The sequence below is a fragment of the Paracoccus aminovorans genome (genome assembly GCF_900005615.1).
Classification (GTDB): domain Bacteria; phylum Pseudomonadota; class Alphaproteobacteria; order Rhodobacterales; family Rhodobacteraceae; genus Paracoccus; species Paracoccus aminovorans.
The window spans coordinates 2,258,564-2,282,013 of sequence record NZ_LN832559.1; the positions used below are offsets into that span (position 1 = coordinate 2,258,564).

A 23,450-nucleotide genomic window follows, 5' to 3' on the forward strand; every position below is an offset into this window, starting at 1 on the left:
GGTCAAGGGAGGGCGATTCTATGCCCGCGTGGCGGTATCTCTGGCGCTGCCCATCCTCGGCAAGAAGGAACTAACAACCCCGCTCGGTCCGGACCGGCGCGAGGCGACAAGGGCACTGCCATTGGCTGTCGCGGCGCTACAAGCGCAGATCGGCCACGCCAAGGGGGATCGCCAAGCTACGCGAACCCCTGCCCCATCGCGCCCCGATCACGACGCAGGATTACGACCTTGCGGTCTGGCAACGCTACATGGCGATGCTGGCCGAGGATGAAGCGAAACGTGATCGCCTGCCGACCCCTGCCGCTATCGAGGCAGAACAGGCCAAGGTGATGCAGCGATTCCAGCGTGACGGCATCCCCGACGACCCTTGGCCGTGGTGGAGCAATCGCTTGACCTGCTGGTGATGCACAACGCGCAGTCATTCGACAAGAATGTGAACCGCGCCGGGTTTGCCGGAGGCTCCAACTCCTGAGTAGGAGGAGCATCATGAGCAAGACGACGAACAAGTTTTCCCCTGAAGTGCGCGAGCGTGCGGTGCGGCTGGTTCTCGACAATGAGGGGCAGCACGGATCGCGGTGGCAGGCCGCCCGCCCGAAAGCATCTTCGATTTCGTCGCTGGCATTACGGCCCATGCCCGGAACAAGCCGCATCAGGAAGGCACCTTTCCACCCCAGATTAAAATCAGCACTAACGGCGCGGGATGGAAAGAATCCGACATCAATCGCTGGGTCGCTGACCCTACCGGATGGCGGCAGCGTTCGTTTAAAGAATTTGACTTCCTTGATGACTTCTGACCGCAGCGGCGACCACAAGCCGGTGACGGCATCCCGCTCCCGGCGCACCAAGCGACCGCCTACGGCGTCGGAGCAGCTTGAGGAGTTGCTGGGCTATCCGTAGCCGTTCCCCGGCAGGCCGCCCAAGCACGACCTCAGCACATGGACCGTGACCGACGATTGGCCAGCCCCCGTTCCGGTCACGGAAGCCGAGATCGAGGTGTTCGAGCGATGGTTCGGCGACCTCTTCGATGAATTGTTCGGCCCCGACACCGGATCGCCCGACACAGGGGTTGAGATTGATCTTGAAAGCGGTACTAAAAAATGATACTGAATACTCCATGAAAAAGCGTCACAGAGCCACGCTGGAACTGATCTTCGCCCGCCCGGTCAATGGTTCGATCCGCTGGACCGACATAGAGGCGCTGTTTGTGAGCCTCGGGGCGGAAGTCAGTGAGCGGGAAGGTTCGCGCGTCGGCGTGTTCCTGTTCGGCGAAGTGCGCGTCTTTCATCGCCCGCATCCCTCACCGGATACGGACAAAGGTGCGGTTGCCAGCATCCGTAAATGGCTGGACGAACACGGAGTAAAGCCATGAACAATGTCGTTGAAATCAATGGCGAGAAGGCGGTTATCGCTTTCGATCCCGAGATTCAGATGCTGCGCGGTGAGTTTGTCGGCCTCAATGGCGGGGCCGACTTCTATGCCGAAAGCGTCCACGATCTGATCGAGGAAGGCCGTAAGTCGCTGGCCGTCTATCTCGAAATGTGCCGGGAAAAGGGCATCGAGCCTCGTCGGAAGTTCTCTGGCAAGTTCAATGTCCGCCTCACGCCTGACGATCATGCCGCAGCAGTCATTGCCGCCGCAGCATCGGGCAAGAGCCTGAATGAATGGATCGTCGGGACCATCAGGGAGGCCGCTGAGTAGCGGCCCCGTTCAGTTCGACCGGATTCAAAGGAGACAGAACATGACCGCTTCCACCGTGCCGCTACGCGCCGCCCTTTACCTGCGCGTCTCGACGGCGCGGCAGGCTGAGCATGACGTTTCCATTCCCGATCAGAAGCGGCAGGGCGAAGCCTATTGCGCGTCACGCGGGCTGCAACTGGTCGAAGCCTTCGTCGAACCCGGCGCATCGGCGACCAATGACCGCCGCCCCGAGTTCCAGCGCATGATCGAGGCGGGAACGTCCAGGCCCGCGCCATTCGATGTTGTCGTGGTCCATTCTTTCAGCCGGTTCTTCCGCGACCACTTCGAGCTTGAGTTCTATGTCCGCAAGCTGGCGAAGAACGGCGTCAAGCTGGTTTCGATCACACAGGAAATGGGGGATGACCCCATCCACGTCATGATGCGGCAGATCATGGCGCTGTTCGATGAATACCAGTCCAAGGAAAACGCCAAGCACGTCATGCGGGCCTTGAAGGAGAACGCGCGGCAAGGCTTCTGGAACGGCTCGCTTCCCCCTATCGGCTATCGCACCGTCGCCGCCGAGCAGCGCGGAGCCAAGACCAAGAAGAAGTTGGAAATCGACCCGCTGCACGCCGACACGGTGCGGCTGATCTATCGCCTAGCCTTGGAGGGCGATGGCACGACAGGCCAGATGGGCGTCAAGAATATCGTCTCCTATCTCAACAGCCGTCGCATCTTCACCCGCGACGGCGGGCGCTGGGGCATCGGTCAGGTTCACCGCATCCTGACCCGCCGCACCTACATGGGCGAGCATGAGTTCAACAAGCGATCCAAGACCAAGGAATTGAAGCCGGTCAGTGAGATCGTCACCGTTCCCGTTCCGCCGATCATCGACAAGGAGACCTTTGACGCAGTTCAGAAGCTGCTCAAGGCGCGCAATCCGAAGGTCATGCCCGCCCGCGTCATCAGCGGCCCGACCATGCTCACCGGCCTGATCCATTGCGCCAAGTGCGGTGGAGCCATGACCATCCGCACCGGCAAGGGCGGGCGCTACCGCTACTATTCCTGTTCGATGAAAGCGCGGCAGGGGCCGACCGCCTGCGAGGGCATGGCGGTGCCGATGGAAAAGCTAGACGATCTGGTCGCCAACCACCTTGAAAAGCAGCTTCTACAGCCCGAGCGGCTGGAAACCGTTCTTGCCGCCGCGCTTGACCGCAGGGAAGAACACGCCGAGCGCCGTCGCGAGCATATCGCCGAGTTGAACAAGCGAGCCGCCGAATCGGAATTGCGCCTTAAGCGGCTCTATGACGCCATCGAGGGAGGCGTTACCGATCTGGACGATCCGGCGCTGAAAGACCGCATCGACGGCCTCAAGGCCATCCACGATCAGGCCAAGGCCGACGCCGACCGAGCGCAGGCGATGCTCCAGAACACAGGACAGAAGGCCGTGACGCCGGAAATGCTGCGTAAGTTCGCCGCAACAGCCCGCGACCGTATCCGGCTGGATGGCGGCGGCTATCGCCGCGACCACCTGCGCGCGCTTGCACAGCGTGTCGAGGTCGCCGAGGGCGAGTTCGCATCATGGGATCGAAGTCCCGGCTGCTACAGACGCTTGTGGCGGGAAGTGGCGTAAACTCAGTGCCCACTCAGGGACTGAAGTGGCGGAGGGGATGGGCCTGACGTCCAACCTTCTCCGGTCATTAAGATATTGTTATTGATAGTTTTAGATCAGCAGGCGCAAGCCAGTCCCACCGAAACGCCATCAGACAAGCGCGATGTCCGCCTCACCTCCTTGGACCAGGAGCGAGTTGTCTTGTGCCGAAGCACTCTCCACTCTTACGAGCACCTCCATCGAGAGCAAATCGACGTTCGTTCCGACAAAGTTGCCTGCCACCGGGGTCACCTGTGCGATGTTTCGGGCCACGGCGAGTGGTATCAGGTTCCGGGACCCGAAGCTTCGGTTCGTGGGATCGAAGGCAATCCATCCGGCACCGGGGACAAATATCTCGACCCAGGCGTGGGTGGACCCGGAACCCGCAAAACCCAAAAGGCATTCTTCCGCATCTGACAGATAGCCGGATACGATGCGGGAACCGAGTCCAAGCGTGCGCGCGGCTTCGGCGAGCAGGACCGCAAGATCACGGCACGAGCCCCATCGCCGGTCGAGCGTCTCGATCGGTGACTGGGTGCCTTCAGTATCGCGGCTCTGGTAGGAAATCTGGGTGAACACACCATTGCTGATGTCCTTCAGCAAGGACAGCGTGTCTGTCGGGCGCGCCATGACAAAGCCCTCGACCCATAGGGAAAGCCGACCGTCCGGGTCGGGATATTGCGGAACCGTCAACGCGCCCAGATCCGTCCATTCGTCGGCGGTGTAGACAAAGGGGTACTGGGCCGCCGAGGCGGCGATGGTAAAGACCGGCCAGGCCGGCGAGGTGAGTTCCACGGAAGCGCGGCTCTCGATCACCAGATGATCCGTCACGCCGTCAAAGACCGCGGTGGCGACAGCGTTGCCGGCCACGTCATGCGCCCAGGTCACCGTCGCCGTTGGAGAAATGGAGAGTGCATGCGCAAGTAGTCGCAGTTCCCTTGTTTCTCGGGGACGTAGCATCAACCGATGGGGCCCGAGAGGGACCTTTTGACGGTATCTGTAGGTCGTGGTGTGAACGATCTCGAGGCAGGCCAAAATGATGTTCCAGTTAGGATTGAGGAAGACGGCGCGCGACTGCGGGGATCAGCGGCGGCGAGACGCGCCCGCGCTGACGGGCGCGGCGTTCCGCCAGGCATTCAACCCCTTGCAGCGTCGGCAAATCCGTTCTCCGAAGCCTTCGCTCCAGAACGAGGTTTCGCATCGCAGGCATCGGCGTTCTTGCGGAACATCACCTACGGCCCTTTGGGTCGCGATGTCCGGTACGTCACCGTCGGCGATGGCCTCGTCCGCCATTACGTGTTCCCCGCAACTAGACGGGCGCGTGAGGACGGCGGCGAGTCCGGTCGTGAAGGCATGCCTTCGTTTTCGGCGGTCCGGATCGACTCTTCGTCCGGCGCTCCTCGGGCGGTCGTCTTCGAAGGCGGCGCAGCCAGGTTCGAATCGGATGTCCCAGACCCGGAATAGAGATGTCGCAGGTGCGCCTCGGAGACCCCGTCGGCCTTCATCACGAGCTGTACCATCGGATCGGCCAGCATTTCTTCAAGGAAAAAGTCGGACAACTCCCTGCCGGTCAGCTTGTCCTTGGCACGTGCTTGGTCGAGGTCGGCAAGGGAAACGGTCAGAGTCCGCGCAAGTCCCGGATGAGATATCCGGGGATGAAGCTTCACAAGGACGGAGGCTTTCCAGGCTGCGGGTTCCCGTTCATCAGGGGGGGAAGCCAGCTCCGTTTCGATCTCGTACTCTCCCGCCGGGAGCGTCTCGTCAAAGCCCGGAACAGTGAAGGGCCGGGAAAAAACCGCTACGGTCTTGCTCGTCAGATCTTCCATTGGCGCGTTCCTTTCCCATGGTGCTGCGGGCGGTCCGCGCCCCTCACGGGAATGAGGCGCGCAACCGGTGTACACCCTCAAGATGTCTTGGACTTGGCGGGTGCATCCTTGCCAGAAGCCTTGGGCTCGGTCTCCTTGGCAGGGGTCGTTGCTGTTTTCGCAGGCTTCGGCTTTAACGCAGCCGCAGCCTTGGCGGTCAGGTCCTTGAAGGACACTTCATCGATCCTTTGATTATCCGACGCCAACTCCTCGTCCATGTCGGACCGGGATACTTCGCATCGGCACTGTACATATGGGGGCTGGCGACTCGAATTGCGATGGTGCATCGAAAAAGAAGCCGAGGTCAGTCAGGCCAATTCATCCGTCCAGACCTTAAATTCCATCAACGTGTTCTGGCCGAATGTCTGGGTCAGAGGGACATCGGCAGCATCGCGACCGCGCGCGATCAGAATTCTCGCATACCTCGGCTTGTTGTTCCGCGGGTCGAACATGTGCCATTCCCCAGCGAGAAAGACCTCCATCCACGCGGCAAAATCCCCAGGCGGATGAGGCAGAGGCTCCCCGATGTCGCTCAGGTATCCGGTGCAGTAGCGGGCCGGAATGTTCATGCATCGGCACAGGGCGATGGCGAGATGGGCAAAGTCGCGGCAGACACCCTGCCCCTCGGCGAGGGTCTGCGACGCTGTGCGCGTCGCCTTTGCCTGCATATAGTCGAAGCGGACATGTCCATGCACGAAATCGCAGATCGCCTGGACGCGTGACCATCCGGGGTCCGTGGTCTCGAACAGGCGCCACGCCTCCTCCGATAGGAGGTCGGTGTCGCAATACCGGCTGCCCTGCAGAAACACGAGCGTCTCGAAAGGAAGATCCTGAACCGCGTGCTGCCGCGCGCCGGGCATGGAGGGATCAGGCTGGCCCGTGTCGCGAAAGATGCCATCCGTCGACAGGCAGAAGTCGCCCGCCGGAGCCAGGACGCGCGTGCACCAGTTGCCGAAGCCATCCCGGTAGCTTTCAAGCGGCACGCTCGGCGACGTCACAAGATAGTCGGCACGCTCCAGATCGCCGAAGCGCGAGTAGTGGACGTTCAGCATCGCAATCAGCGGCGTCGACTGCGGGAAGCTGTATCGGAGACGACACCCTATGCTGACGCGCATGCCGGACACGCGGCTGCGCATCGTTCTGTCACCCTCATCTTCCAAGGACGCACGCCCCGTCCGAGAGCTGGAAACCTCGATTGCAGCTCCACCGCTTGCCGGATCGGTCGAGATAGGCGTTCTCCGGCAGATCGATGGCGACGCAGGCGCCATTCAACACCTCGTATCCGCGCTCGCAGCTCCAGCCCGGTCCATAGGATGCCTCGTCCAGATAAGCATTCGATGGCACGACAACGGCGTCGCATCGGTCGTCGATTCTGACGAAGCCTCTCTCACAAGCCCAGGCGGCGCCGTAGTCTGCGTTGGTCAGATACGCGTTCTCTGGCACGGCAATCGGCGAACATGTCTCTGCAGCGGCCTCATAGCCACGATCACAGGTCCATCCCCTCCCCGAGGCATCGTCCGTCAGGTAGGCACGCTCGGGCAGAACAATGGGCACGCATGCCTCGTCCTCCTGCCGGAACCCGCGTTCGCATTGCCAATCGTAACCGGAAGACCGGAGGAAGGCATTGGCGGGCACCGGGATGGGATTGCAGGACGTCCCGTCCACCTCCTCGTACCCTCGGTTGCACTCCCACCCCGTCCCGTAGGAGCGCCCGGTTGGATAGGCATGCTCGGGGATATCGAGAGGCAGGCATTCGGCGCCCTCTACCCGGTAACCGATGTCGCAGACCCATCCGCCGCCATAGCTGCGCGGCTGGGCGTTCTCCGGCATTGGGCCGGTTCCATCCTGCGCAAGCACGGGAAAGGCGAAAGAGGCGATCACACCGGCTATGGCTGCCGTCCGCGCGATCAGCCTCGCCAAGGGATGTCTCATCGCAGCTTGTTCCTTGGCGGACCAGAGCCCGTTGGTTGCCGCGCGAGTCCTCGATAGCCCAAGCGTGAGCGTTCCGGTCAGCCGTCGAGTGGGCGCGGCCGGTAGCGGGGAGGCTCTGGAATTCGGTCTCGTTGGCATGCCTTCGTTCTCAGCCACCTGGATCGCGAAGTCCTGCGGGAGTGTCGGGTGGGTGCTGCTGGTCATCGGGGCGACAATTTGTGCAAGGCTGCAGCGGCAAGAGCATGTTCCTTCTGGTGGTAGTCGCCGCGGAACTTGCCGTCGACCTGCACCTCCCAGATGCCGTTTCTTTCGCGCACCTGAATGTTGAACGGCTTGCAATAAGGACCCCGCTTCTGGGGTGATCGGCGTCCAAAATGGACCCCACCGACCGGGGGTTGGGTCCATTGTGCCTTCGATGATTATCGGAGGCCGAGCACGGGATGCTGATCGTGGAGACAATCGCAAAAATCAGGCGGCTACATTTCACCGAGGGCAAGGGGATCAAGACGATCTGCCGTGACCTGAAGCTGTCGAAGAAGGTGGTGCGGAAGGTGATCCGCACCGGGATTACCGAGTTCACCTATACCCGGACGGTGCAGCCGCGCCCGAAGCTGGGTGCCTGGCTGGGGGAACTCAACCGGCTGCTGGAGGTCAACGCCGCGCGGTCCAGCCGGGAACGTCAGTCTCTGATACAGATCTACGAAGAACTGAGCGGTCTCGGTTATGAAGGTGGGTATGACGCGGTGCGCCGCTACGCCTCGAACTGGGCACGCACTCAGAGTTCAGGCGCTTCTGCCGCCTTCGTGCCCCTGAGCTTTGCGCCCGGTGAAGCCTATCAGTTCGACTGGAGCCACGAGGTTGTGGTGATCGATGGGGCGACCACCACCATCAAAGTGGCCCATGTTCGCCTGTGCCACAGCCGGATGTTCTTTGTGCGGGCCTATCCGCGCGAGACGCAGGAGATGGTGTTCGATGCCCACGACAGGGCTTTCGCCTTCTTCAAGGGCACCTGCACCCGCGGGATCTACGACAACATGAAGACGGCGGTGGAGACCATCTTCACCGGCAAGGAACGCCTCTACAATCGTCGGTTCCTGCAGATGGCCAGCCATTATCTGGTCGAACCCGTTGCCTGCACCCCTGCTGCGGGTTGGGAGAAAGGCCAGGTGGAGAGCCAGGTCGGCACTGTCCGTCAGCGGTTTTTCGCGCCCCGCGTCAGGGTCAAGAGCTACGAGGAACTGAATGCCTGGCTGCTGGACAAGTGCATCGCCTCGGCCAGAACCAGCAAGCATCCGGAGCTGACGGACAAAACCGTCTGGCAGGTCTTCCAGGAAGAGCGCCCGCACCTTGTCCCCTATGCCGGGCGCTTCGACGGATTCCATTCACTGCCTGCGGCGGTGTCAAAGACCTGTCTCGTGCGCTTCGACAACAACAAATACTCCGTCGCGGCAACGGCTGTCGGGCGGCAGGTCGAGATCAGGGCCTATGCTGAGCGGATCGAGATCCGGCAGGAGGGCCGACTGGTCGGAGACCACCCGCGTCACTTCGGCCGGGACCGAACGGTTTACAATCCCTGGCATTATGTGCCTGTTCTGCTTCGCAAACCCGGGGCGCTGCGTAACGGCGCACCGTTCAAGGACTGGGTTCTTCCCGGAGCTCTTGAACAGATCCGCCGCAAGCTGCAGGGCTCCTCAGATGGCGACCGCCAGATGGTGAAGGTCCTCGGCGCTGTGCTGACGGAAGGGATGCCTGTGGTTCAAAAGGCATGTGCCGAAGCTCTCTCGCAAGGCGTCCATTCTGCCGATGTAATCCTCAATATTCTATCCCGCAGGCGAGATCCGGAACCACCACCGCTTCTGCTGACCTCTCCGGCCTTGCAGTTGACCCATGAGCCTGTGGCGGACTGCGCCCGTTATGATCTGCTGCGGAGGGCCTGCTGATGGATCGTGCTGACATCATGGCTGCAATGGGCGAGTTGAAGCTCTACGGGATGCGCGCCGCTTATGACGAACTCATGGCGGTGGCTGTGCGCCGCCAGCACGAACCCCGCCAGATCGTTGGAGATCTTCTGGCCGCCGAGATCAACGAGAAGAAAGCGCGGTCGGTCAAATACCAGATCACCACCGCCAAGCTGCCCTATGCCCGGGAGATCGAGGAGTTCACCTTCGATGACACCCCAATCAACGAGACCCTGGTGCGAGATCTGGCCAGCGGGGAGTTCCTCAGCCAACAGCGCAATGTCGTGCTGGTTGGCGGCACCGGGACCGGCAAGACCCATATCTCTGTGGCCATAGCGCGCGCGGTCATCCGCAATGGTGCCCGGGGCAGGTTCTTCAATGTCGTCGATCTGGTGAACAGGCTGGAGGCCGAGGCCCGTGCCGGACGGGCAGGCCGGCTTGCAGAACATCTGATGCGGCTCGACTTCGTCATCCTCGATGAACTCGGATACCTGCCATTCGCGCAGTCCGGCGGCCAGCTGCTGTTCCATCTGATCAGCAAGCTCTATGAGCAGACTTCCGTCATCGTCACCACCAACCTCGCATTCGGGGAGTGGCCGACCGTCTTCGGAGACGCAAAGATGACCACCGCGCTGCTCGACCGGCTCACCCACCACTGCGACATCGTCGAGACCGGCAACGACAGCTGGCGCATCAAAACCCGAGCCTGAACACCCTCCAAAACGCAGGCCCGCGTCGGCTGCGCCAGCTGGAAAGCTACGCCGCCACGGGCCTGCTCACCCGCGCGCCAAAGGGGTCACTTTTGGACGCCGATCAGGGGGCCCGTTTGAATGCCGATTGACAGCTTCGATGCGACTGGCTGCGCAGCGTCAGCGATTGCCGGCGTATCGGCTGGCATCCGGACTTGCGACACGCCGACTGCGATACTCATCCAAAGACCGCACGAGCCGTTGGCGTCACATCCTTGAGCTCTTGGCGGTCAGCTGGCTCGCACCTGTGAGTGACGATGACCTTTTTGAATTGTTCGCCCTCGTCATGGTCCTTGATCTCTTAGAGAACGAACTCGGGCTTGGATCTCCGACTCAATACGGCCTCGCTGCTCCAGGCCGCAACCATATTGCGCTTTTCGATACGGCCTCCGGTAGTGTCCGAGTCTATTTCGACCAATCGCCGGTATCTGTGCTCGGCTGCAGATCATATCAGCTTGAGATAATAGACGCGCACGATGGCGTTCGCGGTGTCGGGCGGCGACCGGACCTTATTCTAGTTCATGAGGGTCCTTCATCTCGTCACGTGATGTTTGTCGAAGTCAAGAAGACTGCAGACGGTTCCTACATTAGTGACAGCGTTTACAAAGCATTGGGTTACATTTCAGATTTCCGCGACCTTTGGGCGGTTGGCTCGACCAACCCCAAAATAGCTGTCTTGTTTCCAGAAGGGATCGCGCCGAGGGACCCATCAGCCATCGACAGTCAAGAGGTTGTCTTGTCCTCGGCTTTCGATCGAACAAGCCTTGCATCTGCGCTCAGATCGGGACTGTCTCTTTAGGTAACGTCGGCAAGATTGATCACCATTGACTATCAATGGGTATCTATGACAAGACGGTGACAGGAAGACTTGCCGACTTGGAGTGCCGTATGCTTGAGCGATTTTTCACCCTGCAAGAGCTTGAAGCGACATTGAAACTGTCTCTATCGACTTTGCGCCGTGCGGTCAAAACTGGCGAGTTGCAGCATGTAAGGGTCGGGAAGAAGGGGCAAATAAGGGTTTCCGAGGCTTCCGTTCAAGCATACCTCGCCAAGTCGAAAACAACGCCTGATGCCCAGAGCATTGCTCTTTCGCCGGCTGATCGCGAGTGCAAGAACGCTTCCGACTCATCTGTACGCACCCTTGCCGGGCGCGTCGGCGAGAAGCAGAGCTACAAGATCTTGAATGCCGACGTCTCGGTCGGCCTCAGATCCCTTCCATCGAACTTCGTACACACCGCTGTGACGTCTCCGGCGTACTTTTGGCAGCGCGACTATGAGTGCGAAGGTCAGATCGGGCATGAAGCGACAATCGAGGAGTATGTTCAGGCCTTGATAGAGCCATTCAAGGAGTTGAAACGCGTTCTTAGACCGGACGGAGTCTTTTTCCTGAACATTGGCGATGCCTACTACAATGCGAAAGGCAGGCCCCACGGTCGGGATCGAAAAAATTCGGGACGGCAGCTTGCGCGCGAGAAGCTACGGGCGGTGGATGGCCCCGGCTTGGGGCTGCCAAGGAAGTCCTTAATTGGGCTTCCTTGGCGAGTTGCCACCGCCATGCAGTCCACGGGCTGGACATTACGAAGTGCCGTGATTTGGGAGCGCCCCGGAAGTCTTGGAGAGCCAACGGCACATGATAGACCTCACCGGACGTACGAGAATGTCTTCATTTTCTCCAAGGGACCAAAGTACTACTTCAATAGGGCAGCGCTTGGAGGAGAGGAGGACATCTGGAGAATTGCCGCCCGCCCAGAGAATCCTCATAGCCATTGCGCTCCCTTTCCAACTGAATTGGTTGATCGTTGTCTCGCATGTGGCTGCCCAGAAGGGGGAACAGTGCTTGATCCTTTCTTGGGGTCTGGCACGACGGCAATATCCGCGCTTCGTTCCGGTAGGAGTGTGGTCGGTATCGAATTGAATTCGAAGTATTGCTCAGAGGCGGAACAACGTATTGGTGCAGAATTCGTGACGTCTGAGAGGGCGCATTCAGCCGCGTGATTGCTGTTAGTCCCTCTCAGAAGCGATAGTCGGGGGCCAGAGCTTCGTCTCAGGGCTGGGCGTGCGTTTGCCATTTGGAAGATCGAAATGCAGCAATCCGTCCTTGCGTTTCGCCGCCACGATCTTGTTGAGATGGGTGGTTCGGACCGGCACCTGCTCCATCACCCCGCTGGCGAGTGGCCCAAATGCGATCCCCGGTCTCTGCGACACTGTGCGCAGCAGCAGTTCTGTCGCCCAGCCGACGTGAGCAGAGCATCCGACTCCATCACGGTCGGTCTCAAACGCAATGATCTGGTCCTCGGGAAACAGCAGCGATTGCCCGCTTTCCTCAGTCTGGATCGCGTGGCGCGTTCGGACCGCTTCCTTCTCCACCTTTTCCTGAACGGTCCGGAAAACCTCGACCCCGAACCCACTGTGTGTGCCAAGGATCAGCCGCATCTTGATCCGATCCTCACGCGGCTTTCGGATAGCCATATCGGTCAGGTATGTGGCAACCCGGGCCTCCTTCATCTTTGCCTTCAGGAGCTGCAGGATCTTGGTCTCGTTGGACCCCTCTGGCATTGCCTCGAAGGCATCCTTCCAGGCAGGATCCGCTAGGAAACGACCGACGGACGCCGCAACGCCATCCCAGCCGGCGTGTCTGTTCACCTCTTCGGCCATGAAATTGAATAGGAATTCGCCGTTCAGGCTCCGCAGAAATTCAAACACCTTGGCGGATTCAACGTTCCAGCCAGTGGGATCGATGAACGTGAAGGTGAAGCCGTCCCGGCACGCAGTGCGAATGCCGTCAAGGTTGTCTTCGAACGGGCCGGAGAACACCTGAATGTCGAATTCGGGTTTCTCGGCCGCAAACTCCTGTAATTTCGCAACGGAGAGAGGGTTCCGTTCGCAGAACCGGAAACGGACCTTGAGGCCAGGACGCCCCATATCGAGCAAAGATCGACGAACGGTTTCCAGTGTTTCGATCGCCTGAGAAAACGAGGCGTCGGAATACCTGTTGGTGTCAGATACCCGCCAAGGGCCTGCGAATGCGTCCACGAAGTTGAACACCGGCGATCTGCCTTGGAACAGCTTGTATGCTGCAGACTCGAGATACTTGTTGAGAAACAGATGTTTGATGAAGGACTGCTCGCGCCTGTGGTAGTTCTCTATCTTTGGCGGCATCAGGCATCCTCGGGCTGCAGGGCGCGAATGATCGGTTCGGGAACGATCTGCCAGGGAAAGCCATTCCACTCTTCGCCATCGAGCAGGCGGCCACCGGATTTCGGTCTGGCGCCACCCCATTGCTTGAAAAAGAACGCTACGCCGTCACGGTCGCAAATGTCCCGGAGTTGACGGGCCCAGCTTTCCTCCATCGGTCGAGCGCGAGGCCCGCTCTCTCCTCCAACGATAGCCCATGCGATACCTTGCAGATCCACGTTCCCAATCGGGCCGAGCAGCGGCTCGAACGAGATGAAGCGTGCATCGGAATTGATCTGCTTCAAGTGTTCGATCCTGCTGGTATGCGCGGCGTCCTCAACCGAAACGCCAAGCCAGATGTGGCGGGGGACCGGCCCACCCTGATAGCGATTGCGGACATAGTTGCGCATGAGGGAACTGCGCTTGGTCAGGACCTGGTAGACATGCCAATCTGCCTGCTCCATGGCATCGAACACCTTGTCGACGAAGGAACGGTCGATGTCCTTGTGGAACAGGTCGCTCATAGAGTTCACGAAGATCATCCGCGGCTTCTTCCAGAGCGCGGGCTGTTTCAGCCTCGTCGGCCAGAGCGTCAGGTCAAATCCTTGCTCATAGGGGTGGCTCGGAATGCCGCGCCAGCGCTCTGCAAAGCGTTCAGCATAGCAGTTGTCACATCCCGGGCCGACCTTGGTGCAGCCGGTCACCGGGTTCCATGTCGCGTCCGTCCATTCGATCTCTGATTTCTGGGCCAACTGCTCGCCTCGCTTTTTGCTGATGGTAGCACGCACTTGACTCCGCACAAAGCAGGAACGCGCGCCTGGCTTGGATCGCTAGTGGGATGCGGCGCGCTTGTGCCGCCGACTAATCCGTTCGATCTCCGTTCCATCCGCCAGTCGGATGGATTTTCCAACATGAACGCTTTCCTGGATCCCAAAATCCACATGAAAGCAGAGACTTGAGGCTATTTACCGGATCGGGCGCGGTTAACAGGTCCGGAGAATATCGGCCCGGAGAGAACGCTTGTGCGCAGTTCATTACTCGGGCCGGTTAACAGCCCTCCCGCACAACCCTCGAAACAACGGAAAAATCCGGCCACAGCCGGATCGGGAGAACGCTTTTGTGGGGGCAAGTGGCGGAGGGGATGGGCCTACTGTCGAACCTTCTCCACATTAACATATTGATTATATTCACCAAATTAAGACGCGCTTGAACTCGCACTATGACGGCTGGGAAGATTGTCCCGCTTCTCGACCTCACAGTCGGAAGCGCAGGGCAGCATCATCTCCGCGGTGAGGCCGCTTGTAGCGCCGGGGCGCGGAGAGGTCAGATGCAGGCGTGATCCGATGCGCTCGGCGATGGTGGCGACGATGGCGAGGCCGAGGCCGCTGCCTTCGGCGCTGCTGCCGGCGCGGGTAAAGCGGGTGGCGAGACGGGCAAGCGTTTCGGGAGGGATGGGCAGGCCGTCATTGGACACACGCAGGATGCCCTCTGAGGTGAGCGTCACGTCGACCGGTTTTGCCGGATCGCCGTGGCGCAGTGCGTTGTCGATCAGGTTGCGCAAGATGATGGCCAGCGCATCCGGGTCGAGGTCGGACAGAACCGCCGCTTCGGGCAGGCGAAGGCGGATGCGCTCGTCGCCCGCGTCGCGGCCCTGTTCCTCGACCAGTATCCGCACCACGGGGCACAGATCGGCGGCGCTGTCCCGGCGCAGCCTCGCCCCCTCGGCGCGGGCAAGCTGCATCAGGCGCTCGCTGACCCGCAGCAGGCGTTTCAGCGCCGCCTCCATCGCGGCCGCGCGCATCCGCGCGGCCGGGTCCGCCGTCTCGGCCTGAAGACGCTGTGCCTGGGCGATGGCGCCGGCCAGCGGGGTGCGCAGCTCATGCGCGGCGTTGGCGGCGAAACTCCGCTCGGCCTCGAAAGCGGCGGACAGGCGGCAGAGCACATCATCGAGCGTGGCGGCGATCGGGGCGAGTTCCGAAGGCAGATCGCCCGCGGACACCGGCGACAGATCCCGCGCGCCACGCGCCGCCAGCCGCTCGCGCCAGCGTTGCAGTGGCGCAAGTCCCGCCCGCAGCGCCAGCCATATCGCCGCGAAGGCCAGCGGCACCACCACCAGAAGCGGCAGCAGCAACATCCACAGCGCCTCGCGCGCGATGCGGGCGCGGTGGGCCAGCGGCTCGGCCACGGTCAGGCGCACCGTGTCTCGCAATGCGGCGATATTGTAGAGGCGAAGCGTCGCCGTGCTGCGGAGACCCGGCCCGTCCCAAGGCGGAAACCCGGCCGGATCGACAGCATGCGATTGCAGCAGCACCCGACCGGCCGGGTCGCGCAACACATAGGTCAGGAACTCGTCATGCGGAGCGATGACGCCCAGAATGCGTGGATCGTCCTCGTCATTCTCGTCGGCCGGGCCGCGACCCAGCACATCGTTGACAGCGAGAGGCAGCAGGCGTTCGGCGCTTTCCTGAAGCGCCGAGTCGAACAGCGCGTCCAATTCACGCCGCATCAGTCCGGCGGTTAGCAGGGCGGTTGCCAGCCACAGCGCCACCAGCGCCAGCCCCAGCCAGAGCGCCAGCCGGCCCCGCAGGCTTGCGGGCGCCCTCATCCGCGACCCAGCCGATAGCCGAGGCCGCGCTCGGTCTCGATGACGCTGGTGCCCAGCTTCTTGCGCAGGCGGCTGACATGGACCTCGATGGTGTTGCTTTCGACCTCGGCGCCGAAAGCGTAAAGCTTGTCCTCGAGCTGTGCCTTCGAGAACAGTTGGCCGGGATGGCCCAGCAGGGCCTCGAACAGCGCCCATTCGCGCGCCGTCAGCGGCACGAGCCTGCCGGCGCGATGAACGCTGCGCGCGGCAAGGTCGATTTCCAGATCGCCATGCTGGATCAGCGGGTTGGGGTTGCCGGCATAGCGGCGCGCGACCGAGCCGATCCGCGCCGTGAGCTCCGCGAGATCGAAGGGCTTGATCAGATAGTCGTCGGCCCCCGCGTTCAGGCCTTCGATGCGGTCCGAGACCTGATCGAGCGCGGTGAGGATGATCACCGGCGTGGCATTGCCGCGCCCGCGGAGCGCGCGCAGATAGGGAATGCCACGCCCGTCGGGCAGCATCAGATCCAGCAGCACCAGGTCGTAGGGGATGGTTCTCAGATGCTCGCTTGCCGCATCGAGCCGATGCACCCAGTCGGCGCTGTGACCATCGGCTGTGATCTGGTCGCGCACCGCCGCGCCCAGCACCGTGTCGTCCTCGATCAGCAGGATGCGCATGGTGGTTCCCTCTCACGGCTCGCTTCCGGATTGCCCGCCGCAACTGACGGCAGCCTTACCGTAACCGGGGCGCCGCTTCAGTTTGATGTCAGCTTTCCATGCCATCAGGGTGCGAACGAGTTGGCAAGGAGGAGTGTGACCAATGCGCAAGGCGCTGACAATGCTGGTTCTGGCTCTGGTGTTGCCAGCGGGCGCGGCACTGGCCGACGACGATTGCCGCGTCCCCATGGCCGACTGGCAACCGCGCGAGGCGGTGACGGCGTTGGCGCAGGAGCGGGGCTGGACGATTTCGGGCATCAAGATCGATGACGGTTGCTACGAAGTCCGGGGCACCGACGCCGAAGGCCATCAGATCAGGGTCAAGATCGACCCCGGCAATCTCGATCTGGTCGAGATGCGCATCCGTTATCGCGACAGGGATGGACGACGGTCGGGCCCACCGGAAGGGAACCATGACTGACGGGGCACACGCACCCGACTCCTCAAAGCCTTGCGCTCCGCCGGACACCGGCGGGGCGCTTTCGTTTCATGTACCACCGTCGGCACCTCCCCTCGGTTCGCCCGCCGCCCTGACAGCAAGCTGAAGCAGATTCCCGGCGGGCGTCAGCACCCCGTCAGTCACGCCCTCCAGGTTGGTCACATCAGGCAACCCGAACCGAGGAGAAACGCCATGAAGACCCTGCTCACCGCCGCTGCACTTGCCCTTGCGATCCCTGCCGGGGCGGCGCTTGCGGACACCCATTGCGACGTGCCGACCGCGAACATGCAGTCCTGGGAATCGCTCATCCAGCTGACCAAGGATTTTGGCTGGTCCATCTCGAAGATGGAGCTCGACGATGGCTGCTACGAACTCAATGTCATCGATCAGGGCGGCAATCACCTGGAGATGATCGTCGATCCCCAGACGCTCGACGTCATCGACGGCAAGGTCGAGCGCTGGAGCGACGGCACCAGGCCCGAAAAAACGAAGTGATCCCGCCAGTGCTCCGCGGCCCGGTTGTCGCGGAGCCATTTCAATCGGGCGCCAGCCTTCAGATCGGTGATCGGGAAGGTCGCCCCACACACACTTCAAAAGGATGAACTGACCATGAGGATTCCGTGGATTGCCGCCGCTTGCCTTGCGGCGCTGCCGGCAACGGCTGCGCTGGCGGACGATGACTGCCATGCGCCTCGTGCCGTCTGGCAGCCGCGCGAGGCGGCCATGCAGGCCGCGAGCCGCCTTGGCTGGCGCGTCGAGGAAATCGAGGCCGATGACGGCTGCTGGGAGATCGAGGGCCGCGATGCCGAAGGCCGGCGCATCAAGGCCAAGCTCGACCCCGCCACGCTGAACGTCGTCAAGCTGCGCCACCGCGACGGCGGCCGCGACCGGCGGCGCGAGGACGTGCGCGCACCGGCCGCCCCGCTGGCCGCCCCACCCGCCAATCCGCTGTTCCAGAACGGCAAGCCGCCCGTGGTGCAGGTGAACTGACACCCCCAATGAAGGGAGATAACAAGATGAAATCCGCCATTGCAGCATTTGCACTGACCTCGGCCCTCGTGGCGCCCGGCCTCGCCGCAGCCCGGCCAGTCACCTTCACCACCACGCTGAACAACTACGGCGGCGATGGTGCCTATCTGGCGCTTTATCTCACTGACGCGTCCGGCGCCTATGCCGGCACGCTGTGGATGGCCGGGGGCAAGTCGAAATATTACGATTCGCTTGCCGGCTGGTATCGCGCCACGGGTGGCGATCCGGCGCAGATTGACGGCATCACCGGCGCCAGTGTCGGCGCGGGCCGGACGCTGGAAATCACGCTCGACCTGGCCGATGCGCTGTTTGATGCGGGCTATGTTCTGCATGTCGATGCCGCCGTCGAGGATATGCGCGACAGCCCCGATGACGTGGCGGTCCCCCTGACCACGCAAGGCGCTGGCAAGACCACGCAGGGTCGTCGCTACGTTGCCAGCCTCAAATACGACATGTGACGGAGCCGACCGATGATCCGTGTACTTCTCCACCGCTGGCCGGGGCTGGCCGGCCTGCTGCTTGTCACCCTGCTTGCGGTGAGCGGTGCGGCGCTGTCGGTCTTTCCCGCGATCGAACGACTTGCCTCGCCGCAGGCGGCCGGTGGGCTGAGCGTGGGCGACCTCGCCGCCCGTGTGCAGGCCGAGTATCCAGGGGTCGAGCAGATCCGCGGCGCGCCCTCGGGACGCATCACCGCCTGGTGGTTTCAGGATGGCACACCGGGCGCGGCGGTGATCGACCCGGCGACCGGACAAGGGGTGGCTCCGGTTGACGCAAGCCCTGCCGAGCGCTGGCTGGTAAACTTGCATCGGCAGCTTTTCGCGGGCGATACCGGCCGGCTGGTCATGGCGACGGGTGCGGGGGTCATGCTGCTGCTGTGCGCCTCGGGTGCGGTTCTGATAGCGCGGCGCATGGGCGGCTGGCGCCGCTGGTTCGGCCGTACGCGCGGCCGGCTGGCGGCGCGGCTGCATGTCGAAATGGCGCGTATCGCGGTGGCGGGTCTGGCGCTTTCCGCGCTGACCGCGCTGTGGATGACGGCCTCGACCTTCGGGCTGCTGCCCGATCAGGCGAGGGCGCCGCTCTTTCCGGCCACGACCAGCGGCCAGACCGGGATCGCCCCCAACCACATCGCGGCGCTTGCCGATCTGCCGGTGGCCGCGCTGCGCGATCTGAGCTTTCCCGACCCGACCGATCCCACCGACGCCTTCACGCTGAAGACCGACCGGGGCGCTGGCTATCTCGATCAGGGCACGGGCGAGGTTCTGGCCTGGACCGATGCTCAGGCATTGTCGCGGGTCACGGAAACCTTCACGATGCTGCATACCGGGCGCGGCGCGGCGGTCATCGGTCTCGTCCTGGGTCTGATGGCGCTTTCGGTGCCGGCACTGGCAGTGAGCGGGTTTGCCCTCTGGCTGGCAGGCTGGCGGGCACGCCCGCGCATCCGCAGAAACGCTTCGGCGAGCCGGGCCGAGACTGTCATCTTCGTCGGCTCCGAGGCCGGCAGCACCTGGGGCTTTGCCGCCACGCTGCACCGCGCGCTGAGCGAGGCTGGGCAGTCCGTCCATGTGGCGCCCATGACCGCCTTCGATCCCGCACGCTACCGGGCGGCGAAGCGCCTGCTGATCCTTGCCGCCACCTATGGCGACGGGATGGCCCCGGCCTCGGCCAAGGGTTTCATCGAGCGGCTGGAACACGCGCCGGCGCTTTCCGGCGTACCGGTCGCGGTGCTGGGCTTCGGCGATCACAGTTTTCCGGCTTTCTGCGCCTTTGCCGACGAGGTCGCGCAGCTGCTGACCGCGAAGGGCTGGACGGAACTTCTGCCGCCTGACGCGGTGGACCGCCAGTCGCCGCGGGATTTCGCCCGCTGGGGCCGCGCGCTCGGGCGGACACTCGGTCTTGAGCTGGAACTGGTCCATCAGCCGGTCCAGCCCGCCACCGAGGCGCTGACACTGGTCTCGCGGCGCGACTACGGCGCGCAGGTGCAGGCCCCGACCGCGATCCTGCGTTTTGCCCTGCCGCGCGCGGGGTTCTGGCAGCGGCTGACGAGGCGCGGATTCGCGCAGTTCCAGGCTGGCGACCTGCTGGCGGTGCTGCCCGAGGGCGCGCCGGGTGTCGCACCCATGCCGCGCCTCTATTCGCTGGCCTCAGGCAGCCGCGACGGCTTTGTCGAGATCGTCGTGCGCAAGCAACCCGGCGGACTGTGTTCGGGGCAGCTGGTGGCGCTGGAGCCGGGCAGCACCATTCGCGCCTTCATCCGCCCCAACCCCGGGTTTCACTCCGGCCACGGGCGCGCCCCGCTGATCCTGATCGGCGCCGGCACCGGAATCGGACCGTTGGCGGGCATGATCCGCGCCAACCGCCGCGCCCGGCCGGTGCATCTGTTTTTCGGCCTGCGCGCCCGAGACAGCGACTTCTTCTTTGCCGAGGAGCTCGCCGGCTGGCAGCGGGACGGCCGCCTTGCCCGGCTGACCACCGCCACCTCGCGCGGGCCGCGCCCGTACTACGTCCAGGACGCGCTGCGCCATGAGGCGGCCGAGGTGCTGGCGATGATCCGCTCGGGCGCCCGCATCATGGTTTGTGGCGGGCGCGCGATGGCGGAGGGCGTGACGGCTGCATTAACCGATATCCTTGCCCCGGCGGGTCTGACGCCGGCGGTGCTGAAAGCCGAGGGACGCTATGTCGAAGATGTCTTCTGATCCGGTCCGCCATGCACTCAACGGCCCGACCATGGGTACGCGCTGGCAAGCCGTGTTCCACGCCGCGCCCGGCTTCGATCCGGACCCGCTGCGCGCGGCGCTGCAGGCCGCCGTGAATGAGGTGGACGCACAGATGTCCACCTGGAAGCCCGACAGCGCGCTGATGCAGTTGAACCGCGCCCCGCTGGATGAATGGTTCGCCATCCCGGCCCGGCTGGCCGAAGTGCTGCGGCTGGGGCTGGAGATCGGCCGCGCCTCGGGCGGCGCTTTTGACATCGGCATGGGCGATGCCGTGCGCGCCTGGGGCTTCGGACCCGACGCGGCCGAGGCTCGGGCGATCCGCGCCGCCATGGCCGCGCCCCGGCGCCCCGCGCATGAGGTGCTGGATATCGACGGCCAGCTCGTGCGCAAACGGGCTCCCATTGCGCTCGATCTCAACGCCATCGCCAAGGGCTACGGTGTCGATCGTCTGACCGAAACCCTGCGCGACCACGGCATCACCGCCGCGCTGACCGGAATCGACGGCGAGATGCGCGCCACCGGGCTGCGCCCCGACGGCAGCCCGTGGGCCGTCGCGGTCGAAGCCCCCGACCCGGAGCGACGCGCGGCGCATTCGATCCTCGCGCTCGAGGATTGTGCCGTCGCGACATCCGGCGACTACCGTCACCGCGTCGAGGTTCGAGGGCAGAGCCTCTCGCATACCATGGACCCCGGGCACGGCGCACCGTTGCGCGCTTCCGCCGCCTCGGTCACCGTCCTTGCCCGCAGCTGCGCCAGGGCCGATGCCTGGGCGACCGCGCTGATGGTGCTGGGTCCCCGGGCAGGCGGGGACCTGGCGGCGCGCCTGCGCCTCGACGCGCTGTTTCTGATGCGCGAGGCGGAGGGCATCCGACCCCGCGCCATCGGCGCCCTGTTCGGCGGCGACGCCGCGCCCGGCTGAACCGCGCCTGACGACCCGCTACCCGGCCTCGCGCACCGGTTCGGGGCGCGTCAGATCGCCGCCGTCGCTCTGCGTCGCCATCGCCGGCAACGTCTGGGCGACCGGCGACAGGGGCGCGTCAGCCCCGCGGCTTCGGCCGGCGGATCGGGTCCGAGAGCAGCCTGAGCCCGTTCAGCACCACCAGCACCGTGCCGCCCTCATGGCCGATCACCGCCAAGGGCAGCGGCAGGTCGAAGAAGAGGCCGCCGGTGACCAGCAGCAGCATGGCGCCGATGGCGAAGACCAGATTCTGGCGGATGACGGCGGAAGCGCGGCGCGACAGGCGGTGCGCGTCGGCCAGCCGCTCCATATCCTCCGACAAGAGCGCCACATCGGCCGCCTGAAGCGCGACCTCCGAGCCGGCGGCGCCCATGGCGATGCCGACATCGGCGCGGGCGAGCGCGGCCGCGTCGTTGACGCCGTCGCCGACGAAGGCGACCTTGCCGTCCCGGGTCAACTCGGCAATCCGGCGCACCTTGTCCTCGGGCAGCATCCCGGCATGGATCTCGTCAGGCGCGAGCCCCAGTTCGCCGCCGATCCGCAGCGCCACCGGACGGCGATCCCCGGTCATCATCACGATGCGGCGAACCCCGCCCCGGCGCAGGGCGGCCAGGGCGGCGGCCGAACTCGGCCTCGCCTCGTCCGCGACGCAGACGGCGCCGAGAACCCTCTGGCCGCGCCCCAGATAGACCACGGTCTGCGCCGTATCCGCCAGCGCGCGAAGCTCGTGCCGGTCGATCCGGGCGCCCATCTCCTCGGCCAGATAGGGGTTGCCGGCCCAGAGGGGGCCGTCCTCATCCCGCCCGAGGATGCCGAACCCGGGCCGCGCCGTTGCGTCCACGACCTTCGCCACCTCAAGCCCGCGCGCCCTGACCTCGCGGGCGATGGCGGCGGCGATATGATGTTCGGACCCCGCCTCCAGTCCGGCCAGCAGCGACAGGAACCTGGCCTCGTCGCCGTCGAGCGCCACCACCCGCGTCACCTCCGCGCGGCCGTTGGTCAGGGTGCCGGTCTTGTCGAAGGCGAAGGTATCGACGGCGGCCAGCGTTTCCAGCGCCGCCCCACCCTTGAACAGCACGCCGCCGCGTGCCGCCGCCGACAGCGCCGACAGGATCGCGGCCGGGACCGAGATCACGATGGCGCAGGGGCTGGCCGCGACCAGCAGCGTCGCCGCCCGGTAAAGCGCTTGCTCCCATTCGCGCCCCAGTCCCCAGAAGGCGGCGAAGGCGATCACTGCCCCGGCCATGACCACGACGGTATAGCGCTGGCCGAACCATTCGCTGAACCGCTCGGAGGGCGCGCGGGCGGCCTGCGCCTCGGTCACCAGCCGGATCATCCGGGCGATGGTGCTGTCGCCGACCGTCTTCGTGACGGTCATGTCCATCACGCCGTCGAGATTGACCGTCGCCTCGAAGACCTGTGCGCCCGCCTCCTTGGATACGGGCATGGATTCGCCGGTGATGTTGGCCTCGTCGATGCCGCCGCGCCCGGCGGTGATCACGCCGTCGGTGGGCACCCGGGCGCCGGGGCGCAGCACCACCACGTCGCCGATCGCCAGTTCGCCCGCGGCGACTTCCTCGACCGCGCCGCCCGCGGTCCTGCGCAGCGCCGTCTCGGGGCGCAGCGCCATCAGCGCCTCGATGGCGCGCCGGGCCCGGCCGAGCGCGCGCTCCTCAAGCGTGGTGGAGATGCTGAACAGCGTCAGCAGCACCGCGCCCTCGAACGGCGCGCCGACGACCGCCGCGGCGATGGCGGCGGCGATCATCAGGAGGTCGATGTCGAGCACATGCGCGCGCCAGAGTTCCGAAACCGCGCGCCAGGCGGTCGGCAACCCGCCCGCCAGATAGACGAGCGCCAGCCCCGGAGCCAGCAAGGCGCCAAGAAGCTCGTGCGCCGGCCACCGTCCGGCCACGGCCATCGCCATGCCGAGAACGGTGGCGAGCGAGAGGACCAGCGACAGGTCCACGGGCAGGGATCGCTTCATGTCAGGCTCCGGGCTGGCGC

At 64.0% G+C, this 23,450-nt stretch carries 24 protein-coding genes and 1 pseudogene; 15 read left to right on the top strand and 10 right to left on the bottom strand.

What is annotated here, in order from left to right; translation table 11 throughout:
- Positions 1 to 248 precede the first annotated feature (248 nt).
- The 6 genes and pseudogenes from JCM7685_RS19890 to JCM7685_RS11230 all read left to right on the top strand — a co-directional run bounded on the left by JCM7685_RS19890 (position 249) and on the right by JCM7685_RS11230 (position 3,310).
- Positions 249 to 404 carry a hypothetical protein gene (locus JCM7685_RS19890; RefSeq protein WP_170848989.1) on the top strand — a complete coding sequence of 52 codons (156 nt, stop codon included), beginning with the start codon at positions 249 to 251 and terminating at the stop codon, positions 402 to 404.
- An 82-nt stretch (positions 405 to 486) separates the two neighbouring features.
- A pseudogene (locus tag JCM7685_RS20765) lies at positions 487 to 621 on the top strand (IS3 family transposase); the annotation flags it as partial.
- A gap of 321 nt (positions 622 to 942) precedes the next feature.
- On the top strand, positions 943 to 1,101 hold the full coding sequence (locus JCM7685_RS20280; protein ID WP_170848990.1) for a hypothetical protein: 159 nt from the start codon (positions 943 to 945) through the stop codon (positions 1,099 to 1,101).
- Positions 1,102 to 1,114: 13 nt separating this feature from the next.
- A complete protein-coding gene (locus tag JCM7685_RS11220) occupies positions 1,115 to 1,369 on the top strand; it encodes a type II toxin-antitoxin system HicA family toxin (RefSeq protein ID WP_074970956.1) in 255 nt (84 codons plus the stop codon).
- Positions 1,366 to 1,698, top strand: a complete 333-nt coding sequence (locus JCM7685_RS11225; protein WP_012090880.1) for a type II toxin-antitoxin system HicB family antitoxin — start codon at positions 1,366 to 1,368, stop codon at positions 1,696 to 1,698. Before JCM7685_RS11220 ends, JCM7685_RS11225 begins: the two co-directional genes overlap by 4 nt.
- 40 nt (positions 1,699 to 1,738) lie before the next feature.
- Positions 1,739 to 3,310: a recombinase family protein gene (locus tag JCM7685_RS11230; protein WP_231964623.1), complete on the top strand. Its 1,572-nt coding sequence runs from the start codon at positions 1,739 to 1,741 to the stop codon at positions 3,308 to 3,310.
- A gap of 129 nt (positions 3,311 to 3,439) precedes the next feature.
- On the opposite strand, the gene JCM7685_RS11235 is transcribed toward JCM7685_RS11230, so the two are convergent.
- The 5 genes from JCM7685_RS11235 to JCM7685_RS11255 form a co-directional block, all read right to left on the bottom strand.
- Positions 3,440 to 4,363, bottom strand: coding sequence for a transglutaminase family protein (locus JCM7685_RS11235; protein ID WP_074970957.1), 924 nt, complete (start codon positions 4,361 to 4,363; stop codon positions 3,440 to 3,442).
- Positions 4,364 to 4,620: 257 nt separating this feature from the next.
- Positions 4,621 to 5,154 carry a hypothetical protein gene (locus tag JCM7685_RS11240; RefSeq protein WP_062563226.1) on the bottom strand — a complete coding sequence of 178 codons (534 nt, stop codon included), beginning with the start codon at positions 5,152 to 5,154 and terminating at the stop codon, positions 4,621 to 4,623.
- Positions 5,155 to 5,231: 77 nt separating this feature from the next.
- Positions 5,232 to 5,411, bottom strand: a complete 180-nt coding sequence (locus JCM7685_RS11245; protein ID WP_100526073.1) for a hypothetical protein — start codon at positions 5,409 to 5,411, stop codon at positions 5,232 to 5,234.
- Between the two features lie 90 nt (positions 5,412 to 5,501).
- Positions 5,502 to 6,308 (bottom strand): transglutaminase-like domain-containing protein, encoded by an 807-nt coding sequence (locus JCM7685_RS11250; RefSeq protein ID WP_062563373.1) that lies wholly within the window; start codon positions 6,306 to 6,308, stop codon positions 5,502 to 5,504.
- Positions 6,309 to 6,342: 34 nt separating this feature from the next.
- On the bottom strand, positions 6,343 to 7,125 hold the full coding sequence (locus JCM7685_RS11255; RefSeq protein WP_083412964.1) for a hypothetical protein: 783 nt from the start codon (positions 7,123 to 7,125) through the stop codon (positions 6,343 to 6,345).
- 440 nt (positions 7,126 to 7,565) lie between these two features.
- On the opposite strand from JCM7685_RS11255, the gene istA reads away from it, so the two are divergent.
- The 3 genes from istA to JCM7685_RS11270 all read left to right on the top strand — a co-directional run bounded on the left by istA (position 7,566) and on the right by JCM7685_RS11270 (position 11,827).
- Positions 7,566 to 9,065, top strand: a complete 1,500-nt coding sequence (istA, locus tag JCM7685_RS11260; protein WP_090271472.1) for an IS21 family transposase — start codon at positions 7,566 to 7,568, stop codon at positions 9,063 to 9,065.
- Entirely contained in the window at positions 9,065 to 9,793 is a 729-nt protein-coding gene (gene istB / locus JCM7685_RS11265) for an IS21-like element helper ATPase IstB (RefSeq protein ID WP_028030902.1), read from the top strand. The genes istA and istB overlap by 1 nt, the downstream gene beginning before the upstream one ends.
- Before the next feature lie 873 nt (positions 9,794 to 10,666).
- Entirely contained in the window at positions 10,667 to 11,827 is a 1,161-nt protein-coding gene (locus JCM7685_RS11270) for a DNA methyltransferase (RefSeq protein ID WP_083412965.1), read from the top strand.
- A gap of 6 nt (positions 11,828 to 11,833) precedes the next feature.
- Here JCM7685_RS11270 and tcmP read toward each other — a convergent pair whose 3' ends face one another.
- From tcmP to JCM7685_RS11290, 4 genes are all read right to left on the bottom strand, one after another.
- Positions 11,834 to 12,991 (bottom strand): three-Cys-motif partner protein TcmP, encoded by a 1,158-nt coding sequence (gene tcmP / locus JCM7685_RS11275; protein ID WP_074970965.1) that lies wholly within the window; start codon positions 12,989 to 12,991, stop codon positions 11,834 to 11,836.
- Positions 12,991 to 13,794: a DUF5131 family protein gene (locus tag JCM7685_RS11280; protein ID WP_231964624.1), complete on the bottom strand. Its 804-nt coding sequence runs from the start codon at positions 13,792 to 13,794 to the stop codon at positions 12,991 to 12,993. Before JCM7685_RS11280 ends, tcmP begins: the two co-directional genes overlap by 1 nt.
- Before the next feature lie 407 nt (positions 13,795 to 14,201).
- Positions 14,202 to 15,611 carry a sensor histidine kinase gene (locus tag JCM7685_RS11285; RefSeq protein ID WP_074970969.1) on the bottom strand — a complete coding sequence of 470 codons (1,410 nt, stop codon included), beginning with the start codon at positions 15,609 to 15,611 and terminating at the stop codon, positions 14,202 to 14,204.
- Positions 15,608 to 16,267 carry a response regulator transcription factor gene (locus JCM7685_RS11290; protein WP_074970971.1) on the bottom strand — a complete coding sequence of 220 codons (660 nt, stop codon included), beginning with the start codon at positions 16,265 to 16,267 and terminating at the stop codon, positions 15,608 to 15,610. Before JCM7685_RS11290 ends, JCM7685_RS11285 begins: the two co-directional genes overlap by 4 nt.
- Before the next feature lie 142 nt (positions 16,268 to 16,409).
- Here JCM7685_RS11290 and JCM7685_RS11295 point away from each other — a divergent pair, with 142 nt between their 5' ends.
- The 6 genes from JCM7685_RS11295 to JCM7685_RS11320 all read left to right on the top strand — a co-directional run bounded on the left by JCM7685_RS11295 (position 16,410) and on the right by JCM7685_RS11320 (position 21,407).
- On the top strand, positions 16,410 to 16,727 hold the full coding sequence (locus JCM7685_RS11295; RefSeq protein WP_074970973.1) for a PepSY domain-containing protein: 318 nt from the start codon (positions 16,410 to 16,412) through the stop codon (positions 16,725 to 16,727).
- A 210-nt stretch (positions 16,728 to 16,937) separates the two neighbouring features.
- A complete protein-coding gene (locus tag JCM7685_RS11300; RefSeq protein WP_074970975.1) occupies positions 16,938 to 17,240 on the top strand; it encodes a PepSY domain-containing protein in 303 nt (100 codons plus the stop codon).
- 114 nt (positions 17,241 to 17,354) lie between these two features.
- Positions 17,355 to 17,735: a PepSY domain-containing protein gene (locus JCM7685_RS11305; RefSeq protein WP_074970977.1), complete on the top strand. Its 381-nt coding sequence runs from the start codon at positions 17,355 to 17,357 to the stop codon at positions 17,733 to 17,735.
- A gap of 26 nt (positions 17,736 to 17,761) precedes the next feature.
- A complete protein-coding gene (locus JCM7685_RS11310) occupies positions 17,762 to 18,232 on the top strand; it encodes a DUF2271 domain-containing protein (protein ID WP_074970999.1) in 471 nt (156 codons plus the stop codon).
- 12 nt (positions 18,233 to 18,244) lie between these two features.
- Entirely contained in the window at positions 18,245 to 20,467 is a 2,223-nt protein-coding gene (locus tag JCM7685_RS11315; protein WP_074970979.1) for a PepSY domain-containing protein, read from the top strand.
- Positions 20,448 to 21,407: an FAD:protein FMN transferase gene (locus JCM7685_RS11320; RefSeq protein WP_074970981.1), complete on the top strand. Its 960-nt coding sequence runs from the start codon at positions 20,448 to 20,450 to the stop codon at positions 21,405 to 21,407. The genes JCM7685_RS11315 and JCM7685_RS11320 overlap by 20 nt, the downstream gene beginning before the upstream one ends.
- Before the next feature lie 118 nt (positions 21,408 to 21,525).
- On the opposite strand, the gene JCM7685_RS11325 is transcribed toward JCM7685_RS11320, so the two are convergent.
- Complete coding sequence (locus JCM7685_RS11325) at positions 21,526 to 23,430, bottom strand: heavy metal translocating P-type ATPase (protein ID WP_074970983.1); 1,905 nt, start codon at positions 23,428 to 23,430, stop codon at positions 21,526 to 21,528.
- Positions 23,431 to 23,450 lie beyond the last annotated feature (20 nt).

Excerpts from the sequence above, each read along its gene's own strand:
- JCM7685_RS11270 (WP_083412965.1), top strand. The coding sequence starts at position 10,667 with ATGGGTATCTATGACAAGACGGTGACAGGAAGACTTGCCGACTTGGAG.
- istA (WP_090271472.1), top strand. The coding sequence starts at position 7,566 with ATGCTGATCGTGGAGACAATCGCAAAAATCAGGCGGCTACATTTCACC.
- JCM7685_RS11240 (WP_062563226.1), bottom strand. The coding sequence starts at position 5,154 with ATGGAAGATCTGACGAGCAAGACCGTAGCGGTTTTTTCCCGGCCCTTC.
- JCM7685_RS11295 (WP_074970973.1), top strand. The coding sequence starts at position 16,410 with ATGCGCAAGGCGCTGACAATGCTGGTTCTGGCTCTGGTGTTGCCAGCG.
- JCM7685_RS11250 (WP_062563373.1), bottom strand. The coding sequence starts at position 6,308 with ATGCGCGTCAGCATAGGGTGTCGTCTCCGATACAGCTTCCCGCAGTCG.
- JCM7685_RS11245 (WP_100526073.1), bottom strand. The coding sequence starts at position 5,411 with ATGGACGAGGAGTTGGCGTCGGATAATCAAAGGATCGATGAAGTGTCC.
- istB (WP_028030902.1), top strand. The coding sequence starts at position 9,065 with ATGGATCGTGCTGACATCATGGCTGCAATGGGCGAGTTGAAGCTCTAC.
- JCM7685_RS11315 (WP_074970979.1), top strand. The coding sequence starts at position 18,245 with ATGATCCGTGTACTTCTCCACCGCTGGCCGGGGCTGGCCGGCCTGCTG.
- JCM7685_RS11230 (WP_231964623.1), top strand. The coding sequence starts at position 1,739 with ATGACCGCTTCCACCGTGCCGCTACGCGCCGCCCTTTACCTGCGCGTC.
- JCM7685_RS11300 (WP_074970975.1), top strand. The coding sequence starts at position 16,938 with ATGAAGACCCTGCTCACCGCCGCTGCACTTGCCCTTGCGATCCCTGCC.
- JCM7685_RS11255 (WP_083412964.1), bottom strand. The coding sequence starts at position 7,125 with ATGAGACATCCCTTGGCGAGGCTGATCGCGCGGACGGCAGCCATAGCC.
- JCM7685_RS11320 (WP_074970981.1), top strand. The coding sequence starts at position 20,448 with ATGTCGAAGATGTCTTCTGATCCGGTCCGCCATGCACTCAACGGCCCG.
- JCM7685_RS11220 (WP_074970956.1), top strand. The coding sequence starts at position 1,115 with ATGAAAAAGCGTCACAGAGCCACGCTGGAACTGATCTTCGCCCGCCCG.
- JCM7685_RS11285 (WP_074970969.1), bottom strand. The coding sequence starts at position 15,611 with ATGAGGGCGCCCGCAAGCCTGCGGGGCCGGCTGGCGCTCTGGCTGGGG.
- tcmP (WP_074970965.1), bottom strand. The coding sequence starts at position 12,991 with ATGCCGCCAAAGATAGAGAACTACCACAGGCGCGAGCAGTCCTTCATC.
- JCM7685_RS19890 (WP_170848989.1), top strand. The coding sequence starts at position 249 with ATGGCGATGCTGGCCGAGGATGAAGCGAAACGTGATCGCCTGCCGACC.
- JCM7685_RS11310 (WP_074970999.1), top strand. The coding sequence starts at position 17,762 with ATGAAATCCGCCATTGCAGCATTTGCACTGACCTCGGCCCTCGTGGCG.
- JCM7685_RS11225 (WP_012090880.1), top strand. The coding sequence starts at position 1,366 with ATGAACAATGTCGTTGAAATCAATGGCGAGAAGGCGGTTATCGCTTTC.
- JCM7685_RS11305 (WP_074970977.1), top strand. The coding sequence starts at position 17,355 with ATGAGGATTCCGTGGATTGCCGCCGCTTGCCTTGCGGCGCTGCCGGCA.
- JCM7685_RS11290 (WP_074970971.1), bottom strand. The coding sequence starts at position 16,267 with ATGCGCATCCTGCTGATCGAGGACGACACGGTGCTGGGCGCGGCGGTG.
- JCM7685_RS11325 (WP_074970983.1), bottom strand. The coding sequence starts at position 23,430 with ATGAAGCGATCCCTGCCCGTGGACCTGTCGCTGGTCCTCTCGCTCGCC.